The organism is Paraburkholderia phenazinium, assembly GCF_900142845.1.
GTDB lineage: Bacteria > Pseudomonadota > Gammaproteobacteria > Burkholderiales > Burkholderiaceae > Paraburkholderia > Paraburkholderia phenazinium_A.
In genome coordinates this window covers 1,182,836-1,208,379 of record NZ_FSRU01000002.1, presented here as the reverse complement: position 1 = coordinate 1,208,379, position 25,544 = coordinate 1,182,836, and the positions used below count along the sequence as shown (strand labels likewise).

Sequence of the window (25,544 nt, the reverse complement as noted above, 5' to 3'; positions counted from 1 at the left end):
GCGACGTGGGCGGGAGCCCGGCATCGACGCTCAGATACCGAGGCCGGGTCCGAAATTGCCGGCGAGCAGCGGCGTGATGGCGGCGATGTCCGCGTAATCCTGCTCGGGCAAGCCGTCGAACATCGCCAGGACTTCATTGCTGGCGCCGGCCTCGCGGGCGAGGTCGACGAGGCCGTCCTTGTTGATCGGAAACTTCACTTCCTGCAGTAGATCGGCGATCTGCAGATTGATTGCTTCGCCAGGGATAGCCGAGCCGGCCATGCACGCGCTCCTTGATGGGGGGAAGATGATGCGGTTGCGTGGCCGGATGCGCTCATGCGGGGGTGAGGCGGGAGTAAAACTGCGGGAGTCAAGCCGCAGGAGTCAACCGGGATCAGGTTTGCAGGTGTTCGTTTTGCGCTGTGAGTCCGCGTTCCAGATGCCGCGATTTGGGCAGCGCGATATGTTCCCACTGCTGCGGACGGTTCTCGTCCGTGACATCGACGCCGGGCGCCGCCGGTGCAACCGGCGCGGCGTTGGCGCGTTCGGCGACGGGATTGGCGGTGCTGTCGAGTGCGGTATGAACCGGCGCTGCGAAGCACGAAGCCGACAGCGTCACCATGGCCAACAGTGTCGAGGTTTTCATCGCCCGACCTCCTTTCCTGATGCAGCGCAGAGGCTGCAGCAAGCGCCGTGCCATTCCTGCGGCCGCAGGGGAGGCGCGCGCTTCGCGCAGCCGCGCTCGCGGCGCGCTGCACTTCTTCCATCTTAGACGGCAAATCTTGCAACCGCTGTACAAAACCGAGCGGGGCCGCGAGAGGGAATCCGTCTGCGGTCCATCATGGCAGAAAAAAAGTTTTCGCGTTGCGAACCACTACACGGACGACCACGTGGACGGCGGGGCCGGGCGAACCGCGCGGACTTCAACGCAGCGCCGCAAAGCGCGTCCATGGCCACGACGGCCGGTCGCGCATGTAGCCGTTGAGCCAGTTCCACTGTGGATGACGTTTCATGAACGCCTGCGCATCGAACGGCCGGCCGCACGGATGGCCCCAGCGCGCGCTGAAGGCCATCTCGCGCGCCATCTCGCTGTCCGCCACCTTGCCGTCGTTGGCGCCCCACGGGTTGAACGGCCCCTGATCCGAGCCGCCGAAGCGCGCATCGTCCAGTTCCAGGTGGCCGCAGATTGTGCGCGAACAGGGATTGTCGCGGCGGTTCAGATAGACGTCGTGATGGTCGGCAATCATCTCTTTCGCCAGCTCGACGTCGATCTTGCCGCGATGCAGCTCCGCGAGCTGCATGAAGCGCAGCCGTCGTGCGCCGTTCTTGCGCACGTCCGTGTAATCCTCGCCTTCGCCGACGCACTCCTGGTTGCGGATCTTCAGATCGGTCGCGGTGTTGTAGCCGCTGTAGAAACCGTCTTTCGTGCTCTCGAAGCCGGAATAGTGCAGCCCGAGTTCGTAGCGGGCAATCTCGCCGGTTTTCGCGTCGCCGAGCAGCCAGCTATTCGCATAGCCGCCGTTGTTGTCCATCGCAAACATCTCGCACCATTCGCCGATGCTGTTCGCGTACTGCGTCGCGCGCCGGGAGCGGTAGAACTCCGGCGCGCCGGCCGGGTTGTAGCCGGCGAAGTTCGAAATGGTGGTTTCGGTCACCATCAGGCCGGCGGCGGTGAGCCAGAAATCGGTGAGGCTGGAGATGCAGCCGGGCAGACCCTGCATCAGGATGCGATGACCGGATTCCGGCACGATGTCGAACACGACGTTGAACGCATCGCCCGCCGCATAGCGGTCCCATGAGTTGTGTGCCATGACGATGCGGCCGTCGCAGGTCGCGTGGCCCGTGGCGATGAAGGCGCTGCAATGGTGGCCGCGCCGGCCGCGCCACGGTTTGACGCCAAGCCGCGGCTGCTGGGCGGCCACGTGGCTCGGCCACCAGCTTTGCAGCAGATCCATGTAACCGTTCCATGCCAGCACCTCGGCAAACGGCAGCTTGGCGCCGTCGGCGATACCCTGGATTTCGTCGGCGAATTCACTGTCGAGCTGCGGCGCGAACTGGCTGACGGCGGCGTTGACGAAGGTGTCGAAGTCTTCGCCGGTGTCCCATTTGGCGAGGTAGCGCGCGGTGTGGATGGCGTTCTGGATTTCGCTCGCGAGCAACTGGCCGTGCTGTTCTCCGCGATCGTACGGCTCGCCCTCGATATGCACGAAAATCCAGCCCGCCTGATCGCGGCGCATCGCATCGAAGGAGGGGTCGCTCATCGTCGCTCCCGGTCGAAGGCGCGGGCGTCGGGGGCGCCCGTCGCGGCGTTTCAACCGCGCCGCGCAAGGCGGCCTGCTGCCTGATTCATTGTAGAAGGTGTGCCGCGCTTTGCCACGGCGCGTACGGCGCACCCAGCGCGCCCAGCCCGCTCAGCGCGTGGGGTTCATGCGGAAATAGGCGTCGAGCAGCGAGGTCTTGTAGACGACCCCGGCGAGGGTGGGATGCGCGACGCTCTCGATCACCGGCAGCCGCTCGCCCTGGAAAGCCATGAAGTGCTGCAGCGCCACGCCGAGCGACATGTCGGGCGTCAGCACGTCGAAGTGCGGCTGCAGGTAATCGGCGGCGGTTTTGCTGGCGGTGTCGCGCTTTTCCAGCAGGTCGGAGGTGATGTCCTTCAGCGCGACGACGCCGAGGAACGCGCCGGCTTCGTCTGCGACATAGAGGTACTTCACCGGATACTCGAGGAACACCCGCGTCATCTCCTGGACGGTGGCGTGCGGCTGCACCACGGTCTCGGCAGGGCGAATCAGCTCGCGCATCTGGGTGGCGCGCAGGCGCACGCGTTCCTGTTCCTCGCGATTGCGGTGCAGGGTGATCTCGTACATCGAGGTCTTGCCGATGGCGCGCGCCACGAAATACGCCACCACGCACGACAGCATCAGCGGCAACACGACCTGATAGCTGAGCGTCATTTCGAAGATCATCAGGATCGCCATCAACGGCGCCTGGGTGGCGCCGGCAAGGAAGGCGCCCATGCCGACCATCGCGTACGCGTAGGGCGCCGAGGTGGCATGCGGCCACAGCGCATGCATGCCCTGGCCGAACAGCGAGCCGACCACCGCGCCGACGAATAGCGTCGGCGTGAAAATCCCGCCCACGGCGCCCGAGCCGGCAGTGGCGGCGGTCGCGACCAGCTTGAACACCAGCACGAAGACGAGCGCGGTCCACGTCCACGGCGAGTGAAGGATGGAGTTGACGACGCTATAGCCGTTGCCCCACACCTCGGGCGACCACACCGACAGAATGCCGACCACGAGCCCACCCAGCGCGAGCCTCACCGGCAGCGGCAAGGGCAGCTTGCGAAAGCCCGCCTTCGATACATCCAGCATGCGCAGAAACTGCGGAGCCGCCGCGCCGCACAGCACGCCCAGCGCGACGAACAGCAGCACTTCGAGGCCCGCCACCGGCGGAAACGCCGGCATCTCGTAAGGCGGCCGGTAGCTGGTGAATTCGCGCATGGTGATGTTGGCGACCACCGCGGCGACCACGACGGGACCGAAGCTTTCCATCGCAATCGAGCCGAGCACGATCTCGGTCACGAAGAACGCGCCGGCGATCGGCGCGCTATACGCCGAGGTGATCCCGGCGGCCGCGCCGCACGCCACCAGCAGACGCAGGCGCGCCGGGTCGAAGTGGACCCAGCGGCCGATCAGCGATGCGGCGAGCGCCGCCAGTTGCACCATCGGACCTTCGCGGCCGATCGAGCCGCCGCTCGCAATCGTGAACAGCGACGACACGCTGCGCCAGAAACTCAGCCGCACCGGCACGACGCCGTCGCCGATCGCGACGGCTTCCATGTAGTCGGTGTGGGTGTTCTTGTCGGCATGGCGCCGCGCGATCAGCAACAGGAAGCCGGCGATCAGCCCGCCGGCCGCCGGCAGCCAGATGCGCTCCATCCACGGCATGCGCCGCGCCATTTCGACGAAGCTGCCCGAGTCGCCGGAGATCGCCAGTTGCAGCAGCGAGATGGCCGCGCGGAAGGCGATGGTCGCGAGCGCGCCCGCGACCCCGACCACCACCGACCAGACCAGCATCGTATGGGCTTCCGACAGTCGAAACAGTTTTTGCGCACGGGTGCGCAGCTTCAGCAGGAATGAAAGCACGACGGCAGCAGGGTAGGTAAGGAATGGAGAGCAACCGCGCGCAAGAATAGCATTGCGCCGCGCCCGTGGGACAGACAAGCAAGGCGCAGCGCGGGCGTTTTCACCGGGCAGCCTTGTCGAGTTCCGGGTAGTGTCGGAAGATCCCTGATTCGTTGTAGGCCAGGCGCCGCTCTGAAGTCAGATACGCGGCGATGTTCGGACGTGCGGCCACGGCGTCGTGCAACGCGGCAAGCAGCGGGTAGTGCTCGCCGAAGTGCCTGGTTGCACGCGGAAACGCATAGTGCAGGCCGTCGATCAACTGGAACATCGACAGGTCGACGTAGGTCAGCTTGTCGCCGACCAGATGCGCGTCGCTCTGGTAGTTCTGCGTGATCACGCGCTCGAAGTAGTGCATGAATTTGGGGATCCGGTTGTCGATGAAATCGTGGGCGCGGATCTTCGCGGCGTCCTTCTGGTCCTCGTAGTAGAGGCCCGAGGCGAGCGGGTGATGGGTGTCGTGAACCTCGGTGACGACGTCGGCGATCGTCAGTTGCAGACCGTTGGCGACGTAGCGCAGGCCTTCGTCGGCGGGTGCGAGGCCGAGCTTTGGGCCGAGGTAGAACAGGATGTTGGCGGTCTGCGAGATCAGCAGATTGCCGTCGCGCAGGAACGGTGGCGCGAACGGCGGGCAGGCTTCGCGCTTGCTGTTCAGCAGGGCCAGCATGGCGCCGGTGCCGAGGCCCTGGGCTTCATTGCCGCGCGCCACTTCGATGTAGTCGGCGCGCGCTTCCTCGAGGGCGAGCCGCACGAATTCGCCGCGGCCCTGCAAACCGTCCCAATAGTAGAGTTCATAGCTCATCGATCGATCCTTTTTCGGTTGATTTCGCTGCTTCCGGCTGACCCATCCCGACTGCCTGCACGGTCAGTATGCCGTGCGGGCGCGTCGCGTTGTGCACAGACATGCGCAAAGCCCCGCACACGGCGGGGCTCGCAGCAAGGGGCGGTCCCTGGCTGGGCGGGTGAGCCCGGGCGGATCAACCGGCATGCATCAACCCGGACGCATCAACCCGGACGCATCAACCCAGCAAGCGCTGCACCGCCCAGGTGATGCCCAAGCCACCGCCGATCAGCCACACATACAGGATCAGCCCGGTGGTCAGCGCCCGCGGACCGGCCTCGCGAATCTGCGAAATGCGGGTTTCGATACCGAGCGCGGTCATGGCCATGGTCAGTGCGAAGGTGTCGAGCGTGTTGAGCGTTTGCGTGGCCGCTTCGGGCAACACGTGCAGCGAATTCACCACCACGAAACCGAGGAAGCCGAGCGCGAACCAGGGAATCGCCAGCTTGCGCGGCGTATGCGGGGCGGCGCCTGGCGTGCCGTTTTGCGAGCCCGCGGCACCGCCGCGCGCCGGCCGGTTGATCCACACGCCGATCACGAGCAGCACCGGCACCAGCAGCATCACGCGCGTCATCTTGACGATGGTGGCGATGTGCTCCGCCTCCGGGCTGACGTTGCTGGCCGCGCCGACCACCTGAGCCACTTCGTGGATCGTGCCGCCGAAAAACAGGCCCGCGCCGATCGTATCCAGATGCAGCCAGCCGGCCTTGAACAGAATCGGGTAGAGGAACATCGACAGGGTGCCGAACAGCACCACGCTGCCGACCGCCATGGCGCTCTTGTGCGGCTTCGATTGCAGCGTCGATTCGAAGGCGAGGACGGCTGCCGCGCCGCAGATCGCACTGCCGGCGGCGGTGAGCAAGGCCGTATCGCGATCGAGCTTCATCAGCTTCATGCCGGCCCAGGTGCCGATGACGAGCGTGCTGACCACCACCAGCACCGATTCGGCCAGTCCCGGCAAGCCGACCTGGGCGATTTCCTGCAGGCTGACGCGCAGGCCGAAGAACGCCACGGCGATGCGCAACAGCTTGCGCGCCGAGAAGTTGACGCCGGCCGCCCAGCTCGCGGGCATGCCGTCGCGCAGCGCGTTGCCATACAGCGCACCGGCGACGATGCCGACGATCAACGGGCTGAGGCCGAGGCCGGCGATAGCGGGCACGGCTGCGATGCGGGTCACGGCGGCGGCGAACAGGGCGACGAACAGGATGCCGTTGAGCTGTCCGCGGGTGGTGGAGACGGCGTGCTGGGGCGCGGCGTGAAGTTGAGCGGTGGACATGATCTTCGCCTGCAAGGCGGTTCTGATGGGATGGGCTAATCCTAATTTAGATATATCGATATGAAAAATCGTCATTTATGACCTAAACTATCTGCTGAACCGATATTTGTGCCCCATGACCCCCGATCAGCTTATAACCTTCGCCGCCGTCGCCGAGCATCGCAACATCAGCCGGGCCGCGGTCGCCTTGCACCTGTCGCAACCGGCGGTGTCGGGGCAATTGCGCCAGTTGCAGGACGAGTTCGGCGAGCCGCTGTATCAGCGCGACGGCCGCGGCGTGCGGCTGACCCCCGCGGGCGAGCAGCTCGCCAGCTATGCGACGCGACTGCGCGACACCTGGCGGCAGGCCCACGCCTACCGCGATGCGCTGCGCGGACTCGAGAGCGGCACGCTGCGGGTCGGCGCGAGCACCACGCCCGCCAGCTACCTGCTGCCGTACCTGATTGCGGGGTTTCACCGTCGCTATCCGGACGTGACGCTGCATACGACGGACGGCAATACGGCCGATATCGTCGGCGCGCTGGCTTCGCTCGATATCGCGATGGTCGAAGGGCCGGTGGGCGTGGATCTGCCGCCGGATACGGCCGTGCAGCCGTGGCGGGAGGATGAGATCGTGGCGATCATGCCGCGCAGCCATCCGCTTGCGCAGACGGTGGAGGCGGGCGCGGCGGCCGGCCGGGTCGAACTGGCGGCGCTCGGCGACCATCCTTTGGTGCTGCGCGAGGCCGGGTCGGGCGTGCGTCAGATGGTCGAGCGGGCGTTCGCGCGCGCCGGCGTGCCAATGCGCGTCGCGCTCGAGATTGCCGGGGTCGAAGGGGTGAAGGAGGCGGTGCGCGCGGGCATGGGGATCGGCTTCGTGTCGGCGATGTCGATGCGCCACGAGAGCGGCGCGCTGTGCCTGTTCTCGCTCAGCCCGGAGCCGTTGACGCGGCGTTTCTCGATCCTGATTCCGCATGCGAGCGCGCCGTCGCGGGTGGTCGAGCGGTTTCTGGCATTGACGGCGGGCGACGCGGACTGATGTCTCGCAGCCAAAGCTGCTTCAGGGATTTCCACTATGGCGCGGCGGGCTACTCGAAGCGCATTATCCAGCCATCGAAGCGCGTCGGCGCTTTTTTTAAACAATTAAATGGAACCGGTTCCATTGGTCGGGAAGCGGGACAACGAAAGGTGATTTCGACATGTCCGAAGTAGTGATCGTCGCGAGTGCTTTCGGTGCGGACGCCATCCGGCGCGACGGCCATGAGGCGTGGCTGGAGGTGGTGGCGCGCTCGGGCGCGACGGCGTTCGAGGTGCGGCGTGAGCTGTTTGCGTCTGAGGCGCAGGCTGGTTTGCCGGCCTTGCGCACGCTGGGCGAAGCGATCGCTGCGCACGGCATGTGGTCGGTTTACTCGACGCCCGCAACCCTCTACACGGCAGTTGGCGAACTCGATGAAGCCGCGCTGCGGCTCGCACTTGATGAAGCAGCAGCGCTCGGCGCGCGTTTCGTCAAGCTGCAACTGGGCGGGTTTGGCAGCGATGCCCACGCCAACGGCGCAACAATCGCCGCCTGCGTGCGTGGATCCACCGCGCGTCTGGTGATCGAAAACGGGCAGTTGCGCGAAGGCGGCCTGATCGCGCAGTTCGCGGGCCTGTTTGAGGCTTTGGAACGCGAGGGCTACGCGGATGCGCTCGGCATGACCTTCGATATCGGCAACTGGCAGTGGCCAGGCGTTGCGCCACGCGATGCCGCCCGGCAGCTTGCCGCGCATGTCGAATACATCCACTGCAAGGCGGTGGTGGGCGAGGGCGCGCGGCGCTTTGCGGCGGCCCCGGCGGCTGACGATCCGCTGTGCGCCGACGTGCTGCAATTGCTGCCGCGTGACGTGCCGCGCGGCATCGAATTCCCGTTCGACCCGAGTCGCGTTGCCGCGGACGCCGCGCACTACGTGGCATGGCTGGCCGCCGCCTAGCGACTCGTCGACGAGCGCCGGATAACCAAGCCGTCCGCGACCAAACGCGAACCGAACGCCAACCAGACGCCAACCAGACGCCAACCAGACGCCAACCAGACGCCAACCAGACGCCAACCAGACGCCAACCAGACGCCAACCAGACGCCAACCAGACGCCAACCAGACGCCAACCAGACGCCAACCAGACGCCAACCAAACGCGAGCCGGACGAACCGGCAGCATCATGAACCCGCTTGATCAGGAGAGCAGATGAATCCGACACTCGATGTCATCACCTACGGCGAGGCCATGGCGATGTTCGTCGCCGCCGAAACAGGACCGCTCGCCGGCGTCGGGCAGTTCACGAAGCGCGTCGCCGGCGCCGATCTGAATGTGGCGATCGGCCTCGCGCGGCTCGGCTTCAAGGTGGGCTGGATGAGCCGGGTCGGCAACGATTCGTTCGGCCAGTTCGTGCGCGAAACACTGAACCGCGAAGGGATCGACCAGCAGCGCGTCGTTACCGACGAGCGCTATCCCACCGGTTTTCAGCTCAAGTCGAAAAACGACGACGGCAGCGACCCGGCGGTCGAGTACTTCCGCAAAGGCTCGGCGGCGAGCCATCTGTCGCCGGACGACTACGCGTCGTCCTACGTGCTGCCGGCGCGGCATCTGCATCTGACCGGCGTTGCGCCGGCGATTTCCGCCTCGTCGCGCGAACTGGCTTTCCTGCTGGCGCGCGAACTGGCTTTCCTGCTGGCGCGCGAAATGCGGGCAGCGGGCAAAACGATCTCGTTCGATCCGAACCTGCGCCCGACGCTCTGGCCTTCGCGGGCGGCGATGGTCGAAGGTCTGAACGCGCTGGCCGAACTGGCGGACTGGGTGCTGCCGGGCATCGGCGAAGGCGAGATTCTCACCGGCTATACGAAGCCTGAAGATATCGCGCGCTTCTATCTGGAGCGCGGCGCGCGTGGCGTGATCGTCAAGCTCGGCGCCCGTGGTGCGTATTTCCGTACGGCGGACGACGCGGGCGTGGTCGCCGCGCAGCCGGTCGCGAAGGTGGTCGACACGGTGGGGGCCGGCGATGGTTTTGCGGTCGGCGTCGTCAGTGCGCTGCTCGAAGGGCGGACCTTGCCGGAAGCGGTGGCGCGCGGCAATCGTATCGGCGCGCTGGCGATCCAGGTGATCGGCGACTCCGAAGGCCTGCCGACCCGCGCCGAACTCGATGCATTGGAACACGCCGACGCTTGCGCGTCCGGCGTAGCAGGGGTTCATCGAAAGATGCCGGAGAAGCTGGCGTAGATAGCCACCCTCTTGCTTGAGACTGGAATGGGACTGGAGGAGACAACCATGACCTCATCGCTTGCGATTCGCCGCTGGTGGACGATCATGCCGATCGTATTCATCACCTACAGCCTCGCGTACCTCGACCGCGCGAACTTCGGCTTCGCGGCCGCGGCCGGGATCAATCAGGATCTCGGCATCAGCAAGGGGCTCGCGTCGCTGATCGGCGCGCTGTTCTTTCTCGGTTATTTCTTCTTCCAGATTCCCGGCGCGATCTACGCGGAACGCCGCAGCGTCAAGAAGCTGGTGTTCTGGAGCCTGATCCTGTGGGGCGGCTGCGCATCGCTGACGGGCATCGTCAGCAATATTCCGTCGCTGATGGTGATCCGCTTCCTGCTCGGCGTGGTCGAAGCGGCCGTGATGCCGGCCATGCTCGTCTTTATCAGCAACTGGTTCACCAAACGCGAGCGCTCGCGCGCCAATACCTTCCTGATTCTCGGCAACCCGGTGACGGTCCTGTGGATGTCGGTGGTGTCGGGCTATCTGGTGCATTCGTTCGGCTGGCGCCACATGTTCATCGCCGAAGGCGCGCCCGCCATCCTCTGGGCCGTCTGCTGGTGGTTCATCGTGCAGGACAAGCCGGCTCAGGTGTCGTGGCTCACGCAGCAGCAAAAGGACGACCTCGCCGAGACGCTGCGCGCCGAACAGGCCACCATCAAACCGGTGCGCAACTATGGCGAAGCTTTCCGTTCGGCAGCGGTGATCAAACTCTGCGCGCAGTATTTCTGCTGGAGCATCGGCGTGTACGGATTCGTGCTGTGGCTGCCGTCCATCCTGAAGAACAGTTCGACGCTCGGCATGGTGGAAACCGGCTGGCTCTCGGCGCTGCCGTATCTCGCCGCGACGCTCGCGATGCTGGCGGCGTCGTGGGCATCGGATAAACTGAATCGTCGCAAGGTCTTTGTCTGGCCGTTTCTACTGATCGGCGCGGTGGCGTTTGCCGCCTCCTATGCAATCGGCCCGACGCATTTCTGGATCTCGTATGCGCTGCTGGTGGTCGCCGGCGCGGCGATGTACGCGCCCTACGGACCGTTCTTCGCGATCGTGCCGGAACTGCTGCCGAAGAACGTCGCCGGCGGTGCGATGGCCCTGATCAACGGCATGGGCGCGCTGGGCTCGTTCGTCGGCTCGTATGTGGTCGGCTATCTGAACGGCGCAACCGGCTCGCCCGCTGCATCGTATGGTTTCATGAGCGCGGCGCTGGTCGCCGCGGTGATTCTGACGCTGGCCGTGAAGCCGCAACCGTCGGCCTCGGCCAGGCTCGTCGCTACTCCATTGCAAGGAAAATAAGCTGATGAAAAAGATTGTCGCCTACAAGCCGTTGCCCGACGATGTGCTCGCGTATCTGCACAAGCACGTCGAGGTCGTACAGGCCGATGCCGCGCAACATGACGCGTTCGTCGCGGCGCTCAGGGACGCGGACGGCGCGATCGGCGCCAGCGTGAAGATCACGCCCGCCATGCTCGACGGCGCGACGAAGCTCAAGGCGTTGTCCACCATCTCGGTGGGCTTCGACAATTTCGACGTGCCCGATCTCACGCAGCGCGGCATCGTGCTTGCGCATACGCCGGACGTGCTGACCGAATCGACGGCGGACACGGTGTTCTCGCTGATTCTCGCCACGGCGCGGCGGGTGGTCGAACTGGCCGATTGGGTGAAGGCCGGACAATGGCAGGGCAGCGTCGGTCCGGCGCAATTCGGCGTCGAGGTGCAGGGCAAGACGCTCGGCATCGTCGGGCTGGGGCGGATTGGCGGCGCGGTGGCGCGGCGTGCCGCACTCGGTTTCAACATGCAGGTGCTCTACACCAACCGTAGCCCGAACCCGCAAGCGGAACACACCTACGGTGCGCGCCGCGTCGAGCTCGCCGAGTTGCTGGCGAGCGCCGATTTCGTCTGCCTGCAGGTGCCGCTCACGCCCGAGACGCAGCATCTGATCGGCGCGGCCGAACTGCGTGCGATGAAGAAGAGCGCGATCCTGATCAACGCCTCGCGCGGCGCGACGGTCGACGAAGCGGCGCTGATCGAAGCGTTGCGGAACGGCACGATCCACGCGGCCGGTCTCGACGTGTTCGAAACCGAACCGCTGCCGGTCGACTCGCCGCTGCTGTCGTTGCCCAACGTGGTGGCGCTGCCGCACATCGGCTCGGCGACCCACGAGACGCGCCATGCGATGGCGTTGAATGCAGCCGAGAACCTGGTGGCCGCGCTCGACGGAACGCTGACGCGCAACGTCGTGAACCGCGACGTCCTGCGCAAGTAAAAGTGAAAGTGAGCCCGCCGTGACCAACCCGCACAACGTCGCCCCGCGCCGCGCCACCATCACCGACGTGGCGCGCGAAGCCGGCACCGGCAAGACCAGCATTTCGCGCTATCTGAACGGCGAGTTGAGCGTGTTGTCGCCGGAACTGCGCGCACGCATCGAGGCGGCAATCGAGCGGCTCGACTATCAGCCCAATCAGATGGCGCGCGGTCTGAAGCGCGGCCGCAACCGGCTGATCGGCATGCTGGTCGCGGACCTGACCAACCCGTATTCGGTCGAAGTGCTGCAGGGCGTCGAAGCGGCCTGTCAGGCGCTCGGCTACATGCCGCTGATCTGCCATGCGGCCAACGAAGTGGAGATGGAGCGCCGCTATCTGCAACTGCTGACCACCTACCGGGTGGAAGGCGTGATCGTCAATGCGCTTGGCGTGCGCGAAGAAACCTTGCGGCCGGTGGGCGAGGGCGGCATTCCGGCGGTGCTGGTGGACCGGATGGTGGACGGACTGGTCGCCGATATGGTCGGGCTCGACAATACGGCGGCGGTCGAACTGGCCACGCATCATCTGCTCGAGCGCGGTTTCGACGATATCTGGTTCGTCGTGCAGCCGTTCGAGCGGGTCAGTTCGCGGCGCTTGCGCGAAGCGGCGTTTCGCGCGGCGATCGGCGGCCAGGCGCGCGCTCGCGGCCACACGGTGGTGCTGGAACTGGGCGATGCGGCGGCGCTCGAACAGACGCTCGCCGAACTGGACCACGCGGTGGATGCGGCTTTCGAGGTGTCGCCCGGTGTGACGCTTCACCTCGCAGCGGGCGCGGCTCCGGACGTGACGCCTGGTGTGAGCGTCGATCTCGCACACGGTACCCGGTCCGACGCGAATCCGAGCCTTCGCGCCGATACCGCACAAGCGGCCGCTGGCGCCGGCACGCGGCGCGTCGCGCTGTTCGCGGCCAATGCCCCGGTCGCGCTCTGTCTCGCCCGGCATCTGAATGCACGTCATGGCGCACGCTGGCAGGAGCGCATCGCGCTCCTCTCCGTCGACGACCCCGAATGGGCCGAATTCGCCGGCATCACGACGATCCGTCAGCCGACCTATCAGATCGGCTACCGCGCGGTGGAGTTTCTCCACGAGCGTATCGACGGGGTGGAGTCGGCTGCTCGCGACTGCCTGCTGCCCGGCGAATTGATCGTGCGCGCGTCAACTTCGCGCTGATCTGCGATCATTCGGGCTGCGGCGCGCAGCGGGTGCGCGCCGGTCATCGCAAGGAAACCCATGGTCGTTGCACCCCTCACGCTTACCTGTCTCGCCCTCGCGACGCTGTTCGTCGCCCTTTTACCGATTGTGCTGTTCCGGCGCCTGCGCCGTCCCTTAGGCCTGAACGGCCGCGATACGATCGCGGGCATCGCCGTGTTTGCGCTGTGCGCCATGGTGATCGAACGCGCGGTGAACGGCTTCGTGCTGCATCAGAACGAGACCACCGCCGCGTGGCTGTCGCATCCGCTGAACTTCGTCATCTACGGTGCGTTGATCGCCGGCATTTGCCAGGAGGTGGGGCGTTTCGTCGCGATGCGCCTGATGTGGCGACGGGCGACGGCGAGTCCTACGAGTGCCACGCCGCCCGGCATGGTGGCCGGCAAGACGGCGAGCAGGATAGTCCGCAAAGCGCCCCCCACCTCGACCGGCGACAGCACCGCGCTCGGCTACGGCATCGGCCATGGCGGCGCCGAGGCGTGGATTGTCGGCGTGCTGGTTGAGATACAGTGGATCGTGTTTGCCGTGGTGGAAAACCGCGGCCAGCTCGATAGCTATCTGGACAACGTCCCGGTCGACTCGATGATGCGTATCCACCTGATTCTCGCCACCTTGTCGCCGCAGATGGCGGGTATTTTCGTGCTGGAGCGGGTGGCGTCGCTGGTGCTGCAGATCGGCTTGTCAGTGCTGATGTGGCGCGGCATACGAGCCGGCTGGCGCGGGATTCTGCCGTTGGCGATCGTGGCGCATGCGCTCGTCGAAGGACCCGCCGCGCTGTTTCAGGCCAAGCTCGTGCCGCTCTACGCGGTGGACGGCCTGTATGCGCTGCTGGCGCTGATCGTGGCCGGCGTGCTGGTCAGGATGTTCCGCCGCGAGGCGCAAGCGGCCCAGGCCCGGACTCCCACCCGGGCCTGAAGCGGACCTGAGCACGCAGCACAAACCCTCTGGCGATTTTCAACTTTCGGTCCATCAAAATGGAAGCCTACCAATACGACTGCGCGAGCCCCGACTTCGAAGAGCTGGCGCGAGTCATCAGCGACCTGTTTCCCGAGCAGACGCAATTCATCCAGCGTGCGGCCGAGGATGGCACGCCGACCCTGGCGGTGCACTGGGTGGCGATGCGCTTCGGCGCGGCGGCACGCCGCATTACGGTGACGGTGGTGATGACGCCCGCGGTGCTGGCGCGTTACCGGGCAATGCCGGCGCGGCATCGCGGGCGCAGCTTTGCGGTGTTGCGCGCCTATGTCGAAGCGACCATCGGCTCGCTGGAAGAGCAGTACGCGAACGGCGAGGCGGTGCCGCGCGAAGTCACAATCGAACTCGACGAACAGTTTGCGTGAATTCGCGGCAAAGCCGGGGCGGCGGCTTGCCGCCCTGGGGCGCTGTTGACTTGCGCACCCGCGCAACCTCATTCCACCGTTCGATACACCTTGGCAAAGCGCGCCGCCTGCACGACGCCATAGTCGCCCGGCGCGTATTGCATGACCCAGTCGCCGGCCGTGCCTCGCAGCACGTCGCCGCCGGCCGCGGAGCGCGCCAGCGAGAACGGCTCGTTCATCTGCCGCGCCAGCACGACCGCCGGACGGTTCCGGTAGGGGCCCGGTTCGCCGTGGATGAGCGCGGCTTCGGCGGGGACGTACTTCGCATCGAAGCGATCGCGCGACACCACCCAGCGGTCGCCGGTCGAGCCTGTCACCAGCGCATCGCGCGGCGCATAGCGATTCGGGCCTTCGAGGCTCATCAGTTCGCCAGCGCCGGCGGCGAATTCGACCAGCACGGTTTCATCCTTGACGACACGTTGAGCGGCCGCGTCGGAACGCAGGTCGAGGTTCTTGAGTTCGATCATGAAGCGGGGTGCCGATAAGGTAAGAGCCGAATAATGCCAGAAGCATAAAGCACAACGCCTGCCGGTGAGGGCAGGCGTTGGAGGGAGCTTACCGGAAGCGTCCGGATCTCGCAGGGGAACTCACCGCTTCACTGTCTTACTGCGGCGCCTTACCGTGCTTCTTGCCGCCGTTATGCGGTCCTTGATGGAAGGTCTGATCGGCCAGCTTCTTCTGGTCCGGCGAGAGGCTGCTGTAGAGCGGCTCGAACGCATCGACCAGCTTCTTCATGCCGTCGGCATGCGCCTGGGCGATGGTTGCGTATTGCTTCATGTCGTCGAGTGCCGACTGGGCGCCCGCATCCTGACGCTGTTTGAACAGTGCGCCCATGGTCTCGCCGTTGCTGCGCATGACGTCTGCGAAAGCGTTCCACTGCGGTTCCTGCGCCGGGGTGATCTTGAGCTGCGAGTGCAGATAGGCAATGCGGTCTTCGACGTTGCGTTCGTGCTTGCCCGCTGCTGCGGACGCTGCGGCAGGCGCCGAGGCCGGTGCGGCGGTCTGTGCGAAGGCGCCGCTCATGGCGAGCGTGGAAGCCAGGATTACCAGTGCTTTTTTCATCGAAACTCCTGATGTTCGTTCGTATTCGGATACAGCGCAAATAGCGCGTGGTCGAGGCGCGGGTCATGCAGATGGCGTCTTGCCTGTCGGCCGGTCCGAATGCCCGCTTTGCCAAGCTCGCTATTAGTATCACGATATCCCTACAATGCGTCTACGTTGCGACAAACGCTTACAACCGAAACGAACAGGAAACGCGGGTGGACAAACTGGTCAGCATGGAGATCTTCGTGGCCGTGGTCGAGGCAGGCAGCCTGACGGCCGCAGCGGAGCGCTTCGATATTTCGTCGGCAATGGTTGGTAAACATATTCGCTCGCTGGAGACTCGGCTCGCCACCCGGCTGCTGACGCGGACGACGCGCCGTCAAAGCCTGACGGAGATTGGTCGTCAGTACTACGAGCAGTGTCGGCGCATTCTGCTTGATGTGAAGGAGGCCGAGTCGCTTGCGGAGGCGATGACCGCGGCGCCACGCGGCGTGCTGAAAGTAACGGTGCCGCTGACCTATGGCGTCGAAGTGTTCGCGCCGGCGATGACCGACTACCTGAACGCATGGCCGGACGTGAGTCTCGAACTCGATCTGTCGAACCGGGTGATCGATCTCGTCGAAGAGAGTTTCGATGCGGCCGTGCGGATCGGCAGGCTGGCGGATTCAAGCTTTGTCGCGCGGCCGCTGAAACCTTACCGGATGCGGGCGTGTGCGTCCCCCGAGTATCTGGCGCGAGCCGGCACGCCGCGCACGCCGGCCGATCTGGCGCAGCACGAGTGCCTCGGTTTTCTGCATTGGGGCCGCGAGGGCGTATGGCGCCTGAACGGCGACGCGCAAGGCGAGAGTCCGTTACGGGCCGGCCGGTTTCGCGCGAACAACGGGCAGGCGCTCAAGGTGGCGGCGTTGCGCGGCTTCGGTCTGGTGTTGCAGCCGGAGGCGTTGCTCGCGAAAGAGATTGCCCGCGGCGAGCTGGTGTCGGTGCTCGAGGACTATCTGCCGCCGGGCGCGCCCGTGCATCTGATCTACCCGCGCGACCGCCGCGCCACGCCGAAGCTGACGAGCTTCATTGACTTCGTGATCGAACGGTTTGGGGCGTGATGGGATAATCCGCTGCACGCTGTTCAACCTTTTGAAAAAAGATCGCCTTCGATGAGACCACCGCGCCTCGATCAACTCGACGACCTCGACCGCAACCTCGTTGCGCTGCTGCAGGCCAATGCGCGCGAAAGCGTGGCCGACCTTGCGCGCCAACTCGGCGTGGCGCGCACGACGGTGATCGCGCGCATTGCGCGGCTCGAACGCACCAACGTCATTGCCGGCTACAGCGTGCGGCTTGGCCAGGATGTGCTCGATGCGAGCATCTATGCTTATGTGGGCATCATCATTGCGCCGAAGCATGGACCGGATGTGCAGAAGCGCCTCGGCAAGATGCCCGAGGTGCAGTTGCTGTGCGCGGTGAGCGGCGAGTTCGATTACGTCGCATGGCTGCGCGCGGATTCGCCGGACAGGCTCAATGACCTGCTCGATCAGATCGGCACGCTGGAGGGCGTCGAGAGAACCACGACGTCGATCATTCTGGCGCGCAAGATCGATCGGGGGATGATTGGGGGGTGATTGGAGAGGCGGGCAGAAGTCGCTATTGCCGCTCACTTTCACCCCGACGTTTACACCGCTTTTATGCATTTTCGTCAATTTGACGTCTCGCCTCGTCATATCGTCGAAATAGCTGGTCATAGCGCAGCACTTTGCGCCTATAAACTGTTTTTGCTTCTCCCTAAACTGTGTCGCAAGGGTTCAGCCCTCAGCAATGCGCAGCGCCAGGCGCCGCGCACTTCCGAAGCTGCAGACATACACAGAACAAGGAGAAGCATATGAAAGTTGCCATCGTTGGCGCAGGTTTGATCGGTCACACCATCGCTCATATGCTGCGCGAAACCGGGGACTACGAAGTCGTCGCGTTCGACCGCGATCAGGCGGCGCTCGACAAGCTCGCCGAGCAAGGCATCCCGACCCGCCGCGTGGACTCCGCCGACGCCGCCGCGCTGCGCGCCGCCGTCCAAGGTTTCGACGCGCTGGTCAATGCGCTGCCGTACTACCTGGCGGTGAACGTTGCGACCGCGGCCAAGGGCGCCGGGGTTCATTACTTCGACCTGACCGAAGACGTGCGCGCCACCACCGCCATCCGCGCGATCGCCGACGAATCCGATCACGCGTTCATGCCGCAATGCGGTCTGGCGCCGGGCTTTATCGGCATCGCCGCGCATGAACTGGCGAACCGCTTCACGGAAATCCGCGATGTCAAGATGCGCGTCGGCGCGCTGCCGGAATTCCCGACCAATGCGCTGAAGTACAACCTGACGTGGAGCGTCGACGGCCTGATCAACGAATACTGCCAGCCGTGCGAAGCAATCCGCGACAGCCGTACGCAATGGGTGCAGCCGCTCGAAGGGCTCGAGCACTTCTCGCTCGACGGCACCGAATATGAAGCCTTCAACACCTCCGGCGGCCTCGGCACGTTGTGCGAGACCCTGGCAGGCCGCGTCGAAACGCTCGACTACAAATCGGTTCGCTATCCGGGCCATCGCGAACTGATGAAGTTCCTGCTGGAGGACCTGCGCCTCGCGACCGACCGCGACAACCTCAAGGCGATCATGCGCCGTTCGGTGCCGTCGACCGCGCAGGACGTCGTGCTGGTCTTCATCACCGTGACGGGGATGCGCGACGGTCAACTGGTGGAGGAAGTATTCACGCGCAAGATCTTCGCGAAGACGGTCTGCGGTGTGCCGATGAGCGCAATCCAGATCACCACGGCAGGCGCCATGTGCGCCGTGCTGGATCTGTTCCGCGAGAAGAAGTTGCCGCAGCGCGGGTTCGTGCGTCAGGAGCAGGTGTCGCTGCGCGATTTCCTCGCGAACCGCTTCGGTCAGTTGTATGAAGGGCAGTCGCTCGACGCGATGGCGACGGTTTGAGCCGTGCGCTCACGAGTCTGTCCGAGGGCCGTGAGGGAGTAGTCGGCAGGAGGCAGGAAGGAACGGCCCCGTAGAGGGCTGTCAGGGCGCCCCCGTTTATCGGGGGCGTTCTGTTTTTGTAGTTGCGGTTGTGCGCCTAAGCCGGCGGTGCCGGTGGCGGCCGGTCCACAACGCTGCTACGCACCGACGATCCGCGCCAGCAGCGCATCGTAGTCCTGCGTATCCGGCGCGGTATTGTCGAACTTCAACAGGCCCACGCTGCTTTCGGCACTCGGCACGAAACGGCGTTGCCGGTATTCGTCCCAATGAGCGAGCTTGTAGGCATCGTTCGGATCGCCTCGTTCGAGGATCCGTTGACGCGCCGTCTCTTCCAACGTGCTCACCCAGACCACGCGAATCTCGACATCGTCACCCACACCCAGCCACGCCCGATCGAACAGTTTGCGCTCGCGCACTTCACGCGAGAGCGGCGCGACGACCAGCGCCCCGATGCCGAGTGCGAGGTTGTCCCGCGCGGTATCGATCAGGCCGCGGTACTCCGGGTCGCGCAGATGCTGAAGGAAGAGGGGGCTGTCGCGGTCGTTGGGATCGTTGGTCAGCAGTCCCATCGCGGCGGCGCTGTAGCCGCCGTATAGCGTGTCTTTGTCGAGCAGGCAGAACGCGCTGCCGGCTGCCGTCATCAACGGGGCGATCAGCCGTCTGGCGAGGGTGGTCTTGCCCGTGCCTGCATGTCCGCAGATGAAAACCAGGTACGTCACAAATGCTTGTCTCCGCTCGCGACAACCGGGCTGGCAGCCGGGTCGTTCGGCGCCGCGTCACGGCTGAACGTGCCGCTCGCTTCGAGCCACATCACGTTGATGATCCCAAAGCCGAGCGCCACGCCGATACCGAGAATCCAGCTGAAATACCACATTGCAGTCTCCTTGATCGAAGTCGGGGATACTCGATGCAGCGTGCATCGGCTCGTGGGTGAAGCCAGGCAGCGGTGGTGCGATGTGTGCGTGAGTCTGCGTGGCCGGCGAGCGGCGTGCCGCGCCTATGTCACGATCATGAACAAGTTGCAGGTCGCGCGCAAGTGAGGGGTAGGCCATTCGGCCAGGCTGGCGGATTGGCGGCGCGTTGCTATGATGGCAAAACACTGGCTCCATCGCACGCCACATCCATAAAAAGGGGAGACGCACCATGCCGAAGCATCTGCTGGTCACCTGGAGAGCCGCAGTGCTGGCCGTGGTGCTCGCCTGCCTTGCCGCCTGCGCCTCGGAACCGGCGGAGCCAGTGGCGTTCAAGCCGGTGCCGGCGGAGCGCATCGTCAAGGCGGGCTACACCCAGCCGGGCGACGGGCTCGTCGCCGTGGACGTGCGGCGCGAACGCTCGCGCGACCTGGTCGTCCGCTTTCGCGATGCGCTCGTGTACGTGGACGGCGAGCAGGTCACCGACCTGTTGAACGGCGAGCACGTCGTCTTCTACCTGAGTCCCGGCGCGCACCGCATCGCGGTCTCGACGCAGTTCGATCCGATTGTGGAAATGCGCTTCGTGGTGACGGCCGACACCCGCTACACGAACCGCGCATCGGCCAGCTTCAACGCCGATCACCGCATCGAGCTGCACCGGGTAGCACAATAAACTTTCCCGTTGCACGCGGCTGCGTTCCGCCGCAGTGACAATTCGCGGACATCCGTGACACACAAAGCCGCTAACATGGCGGCTGTCATGTGTTCAAACGCGCAGGCACGCTGTCGCGGTCAGGCACCACCGCGACGGCGCGCCAATCCGCGCTGTCTTCAAGGTAATCCACATCATGCTGATCAATTGCGCGGCCTACCAGGATGGCCGCAAACTCGCCGACATCCCGATCGAAGACATCAGCGAATACGTTGCGCGGCCCGAGTGCTTCGTCTGGGTCGCGCTCAAGGACGCGAGTCCGGAAGAACTCGCCGTGATGACGGAAGAGTTCGGCCTGCACGAGCTGGCTGTCGAAGACGCGCTGCTGGGCCATCAGCGCCCGAAGATCGAGGAGTACGGCGAGTCGCTGTTCGCGGTCATGCACACGGTCGAGATGGACGACGATCACGAACTGCTGATCGGCGAGGTCGACGTCTTCGTCGGCGCGAACTACGTGCTCTCCGTGCGTCACCGCACCCGCTTCGGCTTTAGCGACGTGCGCGCGCGCTGCGAGCGCGAGCCGAAGCTGCTCAAGGAAGGCGCGGGCTTTGTGCTGTATGCGCTCGCGGACGATATCGTCGATCGCTATTTCCCGATTCTCGAGGCGCTCGGCGCCGAAATCGAGGAGGTCGAAGACCGGATCTTCGTCAAGAACGACCTGCGCGCGTCGCGCGCGATCATCGAGGACCTGTATTCGCTCAAGCGCCGGCTCGTGAGCCTGCAGCATCACGTCGCGCCGTTGCAGGAAGCGATCAGCAAGCTGGGCGGCGGCCGCGTTCCGCAGGTGTGCTCAGGGATGGAAGCCTACTTTCGCGACATCTACGACCATCTCGAACGCATCGTGCGGACCATCGACGGCCGCCGGGAAATGATCGTCACGGCGATCCAGGTCGACCTCGGCATGATCTCGCTGGCCGAGAGCGAGGTGACCAAACGCCTCGGTTCCTTCGCCGCCCTGTTCGCCGTGCCGACGATGATTGCCGGCATCTACGGCATGAACTTTCAGACCATCCCCGAACTGCACTACAAGTACGGCTATCCGGCCTGCCTCGCCGTGATGTTTACGGTCGACCTGTTCCTGTGGTGGCGCTTCCGCAAGGCGGGCTGGCTCTAATTCACTACCCATCCCCACGCATAACCTCAAGCCCGCCCGGTGTTCCGCTTGCATCCTGCGCAATATCGGTCCAGCATTAACGGCCCGCCGCCAGCAAAGCTTGCAGGCGGCGGCAAACCAGCAGCGACGGCACGCAACGGACCAGCCGCCTGTGCAGTGCAACAGTGCAACTCGTTGACACTGACAACTGGCTGCCTTGAGAATGGGCCTCGCAAACGTTTGCGCGAAGTTAAAAACACGGCTCATACCGAGCCCATAAACCTGGAGATGTGCATGGACCACCGCATTCGCCGCCGCGTCCTGGCGGCCGCTGTTGCTTTGACTGCTTCTGCCGCGCTGCCTTTTTCGTCGGCTTACGCGCAGGCTGCGAAGAAGCCGAAAGTGGCGCTCGTCATGAAGTCGCTCGCCAATGAGTTCTTCCTTACCATGGAAAACGGCGCGAAGGACTATCAGAAACACAACGCCAACGAGTTCGACCTGATCACCAACGGCATCAAGAACGAGACGGACACGGCGGCCCAGATCCAGATCGTCGAGCAGATGATCGTCTCGAAGGTCGATGTGATCGTGCTGGCGCCGGCCGATTCGAAGGCGCTGGTGCCGGTGGTCAAGAAAGCGGTCGATGCCGGCATCATCGTGGTGAACATCGACAACCAGCTCGATCCGGACGTGCTCAAGTCGAAGGACCTGAACGTGCCGTTCGTCGGCCCCAACAACGCCAAGGGCGCGCAGAAGGTTGGCGACTACCTGGCGAAGAAGCTGAAGGCAGGCGACGAAGTCGCCATCGTCGAAGGCGTGTCGACCACCACCAACGCGCAGCAACGCACCGCCGGCTTCAAGGCGGCCATGCAGCAGGTCGGCGCGAAGATCGACTCGGTGCAGTCGGGCGAGTGGGAAATCGACAAGGGCAACGCGGTCGCTTCGGCGATGCTCAACGAATACCCGAACCTGAAGGCGCTGCTGTGCGGCAACGACAACATGGCTATCGGCGCAGTCTCGGCCGTGCGCGCGGCCGGCAAGCAGGGCAAGGTCTACGTGGTCGGCTATGACGACATCGACGCCATCAAGCCGATGCTGAAGGACGGCCGCGTGCTCGCCACCGCCGATCAGTACGCGGCCAAGCAGGCCGTGTTCGGCATCGATACGGCGCTCAAGGCCTTGAGCGAGCACAAGAAGCAATCCGAATTGTCCGGCGTGGTGGAAACGCCGGTCGATCTGGTCACGAAATAAGCTGAGCTCAGCTTAAGACAGGCACGGAGCGCGCTCGTGCAGCAGTCCGGCGCGCTCGCGCCTTGCGGGTTGGACGGGACGCCCGGGCCGCCCGGACGGCCTGTTCGGACCACCGGCTTGCGTCAATTCAATAAACGCTCAAGAAAGCCGCGCTGCCGCCGTTATTCCAGAGATAAGCGTCATGTCGGCGGACGCGGCGGGACGGGGTGCGCTGGAAGCCCAGCGCATGACCTGCCTTGAGCCGGCATGACACGTGGTCGCCCGACACGGGCTCCAGCCGGCGGTCGTCCGTCTGAAGCTCATGCGAGGCCGCCCCGGAACCAGGATCGCGATGGAATCGACCGCTCACGACGCACTGCCCGCCGTATTGTCCGTGACGGGGATTGGCAAGACCTATGCCGAACCCGTGCTCGCCGACGTTGCACTTTCGCTCTTTGCCGGCGAGGCGTTGGCGCTGACGGGCGAAAACGGCGCAGGCAAGAGCACCTTGTCGAAGATCGTCGGCGGGCTCGTGGCGCCGAGCGCCGGCACCATGCGTCTGGCCGATGCGCCGTATGCGCCGGCCAGTCGCACCGAAGCCGAGGCGCTCGGCGTGCGCATGGTGATGCAGGAACTGAATCTGCTGCCCACCTTGTCGGTGGCCGAAAACCTGTTTTTGAACCGCCTGCCGCAGGCCGGCGCGCTGCGTTTCGGCTGGATCGACCGGCGCCGCCTGCGCGAAGACGCGCGCGCTGCGATGGCGCAGGTCGGGCTCGAAGCGATCGACCCGGACACGCTGGTCGGCGAGCTGGGCATCGGCCATCAGCAGATGGTCGAGATCGCCCGCAACCTGATCGGCGACTGCCGCGTGCTGATCCTCGACGAGCCGACCGCGATGCTGACCGCCCGCGAAGTCGATCTGCTGTTCGAGCAGATCGAGCGGCTCAAGTCGCGCGGCGTGGCGCTGGTCTATATCTCGCACCGGCTCGAGGAGCTGGCGAGGGTGGCCGAGCGGGTCGCCGTGCTGCGCGACGGCCGGCTGGTCAAGGTCGAGGCCATGAACGCGCTGACCAGCGACCAGATCGTCACGCTGATGGTGGGGCGCGAGCTGGGCGAGCGGATCGACCTGGGCGTGCGCAACATCGGCGCGCCGCTTCTGAAGGTCGAAGGCCTTACGCGCGGCACGGTGGTGAACGACGTGTCCTTCGAAGTGCGCGCGGGCGAGATCTTCGGCGTGAGCGGTCTGATCGGCGCGGGCCGCACCGAGCTGATGCGGCTCATCTTCGGCGCCGACCCGAAAGACAGCGGCACGGTGTCGCTGGCGGCCACGCCGGGCGCCGCACCGACGCCGGTGCAGATCGCCTCGCCGACCGACGCCGTGCGCCTCGGCATCGCGCTCATCACCGAGGACCGCAAGGGCGAAGGATTGTTGCTGCCGCAACCGATCGCGGCCAATGTTTCGCTCGGCAATATCGGCAGCGTGGCGCGTCATGGCGTGGTCGACGCGAAGCGCGAAAACGCGCTGGCGCAAAAGCAGATCGAAGCCATGCGGATCCGCAGTTCGGGGCCGGGGCAGATTGTCGGCGAGCTGTCGGGCGGCAACCAGCAGAAGGTCGTGATCGGCCGCTGGCTCGCGCGCGATTGCCGCGTGCTGTTATTCGACGAACCGACGCGCGGCATCGACGTCGGCGCGAAGTTCGATATCTATGGCTTGATGGGCGCGCTGGCTCGCGAGGGCCGCGCGCTGGTCGTGGTGTCGAGCGACCTGCGCGAGCTGATGCTGATCTGCGACCGCATCGGCGTGATGTCGGCCGGGCGCATGACGGGCCTGTTCGAACGCGCCGGCTGGACGCAGGACGCCTTGCTGGCCGCGGCCTTTGCCGGCTACCGCGCCCGCGAGACGCTGCTGCACGCCGTCGACACCAACGAAGCAGGGAGTCTGTCATGACGAAGCAACCGGTCCCGCCGGGCGGCAATCAGGGCAGCGCCCAGGTCAACCCGGGCGCGGCGGGCGCAGCGCCGGTGGCCGATCCGTCCGCGCCGCTCGCGAGCGGCAAGCCGGCGGGCACGCGCCTTGGATTTTCGAACTACCTCGGTCTGGCAGGTGCGCTGCTGGCGATGATCGTGCTGTTTTCGCTGCTCAGCTCGCACTTTCTGACCTACGACACGTTCAGCACGATCGCCAACCAGATTCCCGACCTGGTCGTGATGGCGGTGGGCATGACCTTCGTGCTGATCATCGCCGGGATCGACCTGTCGGTCGGCTCGGTGCTGGCGCTGGGCGCGTCGGTGGTCAGCGTGGCGGCCCTGAAGTGGCACTGGGCGCCGCTGCCGGCAGCCGTCCTCGGAATGGCAGCGGCCGCGCTGACCGGCACGGTGACCGGCGGGATCACGGTGGGTTGGCGGATTCCGTCGTTCATCGTTTCGCTCGGCGTGCTGGAAGCGGCGCGCGGCCTTGCGTACCAGATGACGAACTCGCGCACCGCCTATATCGGCGACGCCTTCGACGTGCTGTCGAACCCGATTGCCTTCGGCATTTCGCCGGCCTTCCTGATCGCGGTGGCGGTGATGGTGGTCGCGCATCTGGTGCTCACGCGCACGGTGTTCGGCCGTTACCTTGTGGGGATCGGCACGAACGAGGAAGCGGTGCGGCTCGCGGGCGTCAATCCGCGCCCGTACAAGGTGATCGTGTTTGCGCTGATGGGGGCGCTCGCCGGGCTCGCGGCGCTGTTCCAGATTTCGCGGCTCGAAGCCGCCGACCCGAATGCGGGCGACGGCATCGAACTGCAGGTGATCGCGGCGGTCGTAATCGGCGGTACGAGTCTGATGGGTGGGCGGGGTTCGGTGATCAGCACCTTCTTCGGGGTGTTGATCATCTCGGTGCTGGCGGCGGGGCTCGCGCAGATCGGCGCGAACGAACCCACCAAACGCATCATCACCGGCGCGGTGATCGTGGTGGCGGTGGTGCTGGATACCTATCGCAGCCGCCGCAAGCGGGTCTAGGCGGGGTGTGCCGGCGTGGCAGCAGGCAAGCGGGGAAGGCAGTGCGTGGATAGAGCAGGTTGGATCTGTCATTGATGCAAACGCCCGGTACGGTGCAGGTCGCACCCG

At 65.3% G+C, this 25,544-nt stretch carries 26 protein-coding genes; 16 read left to right on the top strand and 10 right to left on the bottom strand.

What is annotated here, in order from left to right; genetic code table 11:
- Nucleotides 1-30: 30 nt before the first annotated feature.
- The 6 genes from BUS12_RS22515 to BUS12_RS22490 form a co-directional block, all read right to left on the bottom strand.
- The gene (locus BUS12_RS22515) at nucleotides 31-261 is read right to left on the bottom strand and encodes a DUF2795 domain-containing protein (protein ID WP_074299428.1); all 231 of its coding nucleotides are present in this window, start codon (nucleotides 259-261) and stop codon (nucleotides 31-33) included.
- Nucleotides 262-373: 112 nt separating this feature from the next.
- The gene (locus tag BUS12_RS22510; RefSeq protein WP_074299426.1) at nucleotides 374-625 is read right to left on the bottom strand and encodes a hypothetical protein; all 252 of its coding nucleotides are present in this window, start codon (nucleotides 623-625) and stop codon (nucleotides 374-376) included.
- 277 nt (nucleotides 626-902) lie between these two features.
- The gene (locus BUS12_RS22505) at nucleotides 903-2,240 is read right to left on the bottom strand and encodes a C45 family autoproteolytic acyltransferase/hydrolase (protein ID WP_074299424.1); all 1,338 of its coding nucleotides are present in this window, start codon (nucleotides 2,238-2,240) and stop codon (nucleotides 903-905) included.
- Between the two features lie 150 nt (nucleotides 2,241-2,390).
- Complete coding sequence (locus tag BUS12_RS22500; protein WP_074299422.1) at nucleotides 2,391-4,124, bottom strand: ClcB-like voltage-gated chloride channel protein; 1,734 nt, start codon at nucleotides 4,122-4,124, stop codon at nucleotides 2,391-2,393.
- 100 nt (nucleotides 4,125-4,224) lie between these two features.
- Nucleotides 4,225-4,962 carry a glutathione S-transferase gene (locus BUS12_RS22495; RefSeq protein ID WP_074299421.1) on the bottom strand — a complete coding sequence of 246 codons (738 nt, stop codon included), beginning with the start codon at nucleotides 4,960-4,962 and terminating at the stop codon, nucleotides 4,225-4,227.
- A gap of 217 nt (nucleotides 4,963-5,179) precedes the next feature.
- The gene (locus BUS12_RS22490; protein WP_074301648.1) at nucleotides 5,180-6,277 is read right to left on the bottom strand and encodes a YeiH family protein; all 1,098 of its coding nucleotides are present in this window, start codon (nucleotides 6,275-6,277) and stop codon (nucleotides 5,180-5,182) included.
- Between the two features lie 115 nt (nucleotides 6,278-6,392).
- On the opposite strand from BUS12_RS22490, the gene BUS12_RS22485 reads away from it, so the two are divergent.
- From BUS12_RS22485 to BUS12_RS22450, 8 genes are all read left to right on the top strand, one after another.
- Nucleotides 6,393-7,295 carry a LysR family transcriptional regulator gene (locus BUS12_RS22485; protein WP_074299419.1) on the top strand — a complete coding sequence of 301 codons (903 nt, stop codon included), beginning with the start codon at nucleotides 6,393-6,395 and terminating at the stop codon, nucleotides 7,293-7,295.
- A gap of 160 nt (nucleotides 7,296-7,455) precedes the next feature.
- A complete protein-coding gene (locus BUS12_RS22480; protein WP_074299417.1) occupies nucleotides 7,456-8,226 on the top strand; it encodes a sugar phosphate isomerase/epimerase family protein in 771 nt (256 codons plus the stop codon).
- 251 nt (nucleotides 8,227-8,477) lie between these two features.
- Nucleotides 8,478-9,506 carry a sugar kinase gene (locus BUS12_RS22475; protein ID WP_074299414.1) on the top strand — a complete coding sequence of 343 codons (1,029 nt, stop codon included), beginning with the start codon at nucleotides 8,478-8,480 and terminating at the stop codon, nucleotides 9,504-9,506.
- Between the two features lie 48 nt (nucleotides 9,507-9,554).
- Nucleotides 9,555-10,838: an MFS transporter gene (locus BUS12_RS22470; RefSeq protein ID WP_074299412.1), complete on the top strand. Its 1,284-nt coding sequence runs from the start codon at nucleotides 9,555-9,557 to the stop codon at nucleotides 10,836-10,838.
- A 4-nt stretch (nucleotides 10,839-10,842) separates the two neighbouring features.
- Nucleotides 10,843-11,808 (top strand): 2-hydroxyacid dehydrogenase, encoded by a 966-nt coding sequence (locus tag BUS12_RS22465; RefSeq protein WP_074299409.1) that lies wholly within the window; start codon nucleotides 10,843-10,845, stop codon nucleotides 11,806-11,808.
- A gap of 19 nt (nucleotides 11,809-11,827) precedes the next feature.
- Complete coding sequence (locus BUS12_RS22460; protein ID WP_074299407.1) at nucleotides 11,828-13,015, top strand: LacI family DNA-binding transcriptional regulator; 1,188 nt, start codon at nucleotides 11,828-11,830, stop codon at nucleotides 13,013-13,015.
- A gap of 60 nt (nucleotides 13,016-13,075) precedes the next feature.
- Nucleotides 13,076-13,969, top strand: coding sequence for a YhfC family intramembrane metalloprotease (locus tag BUS12_RS22455; RefSeq protein ID WP_074299405.1), 894 nt, complete (start codon nucleotides 13,076-13,078; stop codon nucleotides 13,967-13,969).
- A 59-nt stretch (nucleotides 13,970-14,028) separates the two neighbouring features.
- The gene (locus BUS12_RS22450) at nucleotides 14,029-14,394 is read left to right on the top strand and encodes a DUF3022 domain-containing protein (protein ID WP_074299403.1); all 366 of its coding nucleotides are present in this window, start codon (nucleotides 14,029-14,031) and stop codon (nucleotides 14,392-14,394) included.
- 68 nt (nucleotides 14,395-14,462) lie between these two features.
- On the opposite strand, the gene BUS12_RS22445 is transcribed toward BUS12_RS22450, so the two are convergent.
- A complete protein-coding gene (locus BUS12_RS22445; protein ID WP_074299401.1) occupies nucleotides 14,463-14,900 on the bottom strand; it encodes a PGDYG domain-containing protein in 438 nt (145 codons plus the stop codon).
- 136 nt (nucleotides 14,901-15,036) lie between these two features.
- Nucleotides 15,037-15,495, bottom strand: coding sequence for a Spy/CpxP family protein refolding chaperone (locus tag BUS12_RS22440; RefSeq protein WP_074299399.1), 459 nt, complete (start codon nucleotides 15,493-15,495; stop codon nucleotides 15,037-15,039).
- 197 nt (nucleotides 15,496-15,692) lie between these two features.
- Between BUS12_RS22440 and BUS12_RS22435 the strand changes: the two genes are divergently transcribed.
- From BUS12_RS22435 to BUS12_RS22425, 3 genes are all read left to right on the top strand, one after another.
- Nucleotides 15,693-16,577 (top strand): LysR family transcriptional regulator, encoded by an 885-nt coding sequence (locus BUS12_RS22435; protein ID WP_074299397.1) that lies wholly within the window; start codon nucleotides 15,693-15,695, stop codon nucleotides 16,575-16,577.
- Between the two features lie 51 nt (nucleotides 16,578-16,628).
- Nucleotides 16,629-17,093: an Lrp/AsnC family transcriptional regulator gene (locus BUS12_RS22430; RefSeq protein ID WP_074299395.1), complete on the top strand. Its 465-nt coding sequence runs from the start codon at nucleotides 16,629-16,631 to the stop codon at nucleotides 17,091-17,093.
- Nucleotides 17,094-17,350: 257 nt separating this feature from the next.
- The gene (locus BUS12_RS22425) at nucleotides 17,351-18,448 is read left to right on the top strand and encodes a saccharopine dehydrogenase family protein (RefSeq protein ID WP_074299393.1); all 1,098 of its coding nucleotides are present in this window, start codon (nucleotides 17,351-17,353) and stop codon (nucleotides 18,446-18,448) included.
- Between the two features lie 176 nt (nucleotides 18,449-18,624).
- On the opposite strand, the gene BUS12_RS22420 is transcribed toward BUS12_RS22425, so the two are convergent.
- Together BUS12_RS22420 and cydX are read right to left on the bottom strand one after the other, a co-directional pair.
- A complete protein-coding gene (locus BUS12_RS22420; protein ID WP_074299391.1) occupies nucleotides 18,625-19,206 on the bottom strand; it encodes a P-loop nucleotide/nucleoside kinase family protein in 582 nt (193 codons plus the stop codon).
- Complete coding sequence (cydX, locus tag BUS12_RS22415; RefSeq protein WP_074299389.1) at nucleotides 19,203-19,361, bottom strand: cytochrome bd-I oxidase subunit CydX; 159 nt, start codon at nucleotides 19,359-19,361, stop codon at nucleotides 19,203-19,205. The genes BUS12_RS22420 and cydX overlap by 4 nt, the downstream gene beginning before the upstream one ends.
- Before the next feature lie 269 nt (nucleotides 19,362-19,630).
- Here cydX and BUS12_RS22410 point away from each other — a divergent pair, with 269 nt between their 5' ends.
- The 5 genes from BUS12_RS22410 to BUS12_RS22390 all read left to right on the top strand — a co-directional run bounded on the left by BUS12_RS22410 (nucleotide 19,631) and on the right by BUS12_RS22390 (nucleotide 25,436).
- Nucleotides 19,631-20,071, top strand: a complete 441-nt coding sequence (locus tag BUS12_RS22410) for a hypothetical protein (protein ID WP_074299387.1) — start codon at nucleotides 19,631-19,633, stop codon at nucleotides 20,069-20,071.
- A 175-nt stretch (nucleotides 20,072-20,246) separates the two neighbouring features.
- Entirely contained in the window at nucleotides 20,247-21,224 is a 978-nt protein-coding gene (gene corA / locus BUS12_RS22405; RefSeq protein ID WP_074299385.1) for a magnesium/cobalt transporter CorA, read from the top strand.
- A 273-nt stretch (nucleotides 21,225-21,497) separates the two neighbouring features.
- Nucleotides 21,498-22,454: a sugar ABC transporter substrate-binding protein gene (locus BUS12_RS22400; RefSeq protein ID WP_074299384.1), complete on the top strand. Its 957-nt coding sequence runs from the start codon at nucleotides 21,498-21,500 to the stop codon at nucleotides 22,452-22,454.
- A gap of 331 nt (nucleotides 22,455-22,785) precedes the next feature.
- Nucleotides 22,786-24,381, top strand: a complete 1,596-nt coding sequence (locus BUS12_RS22395) for a sugar ABC transporter ATP-binding protein (protein WP_074299382.1) — start codon at nucleotides 22,786-22,788, stop codon at nucleotides 24,379-24,381.
- Nucleotides 24,378-25,436, top strand: coding sequence for an ABC transporter permease (locus BUS12_RS22390; protein WP_074299380.1), 1,059 nt, complete (start codon nucleotides 24,378-24,380; stop codon nucleotides 25,434-25,436). Before BUS12_RS22395 ends, BUS12_RS22390 begins: the two co-directional genes overlap by 4 nt.
- Nucleotides 25,437-25,544: the final 108 nt, after the last annotated feature.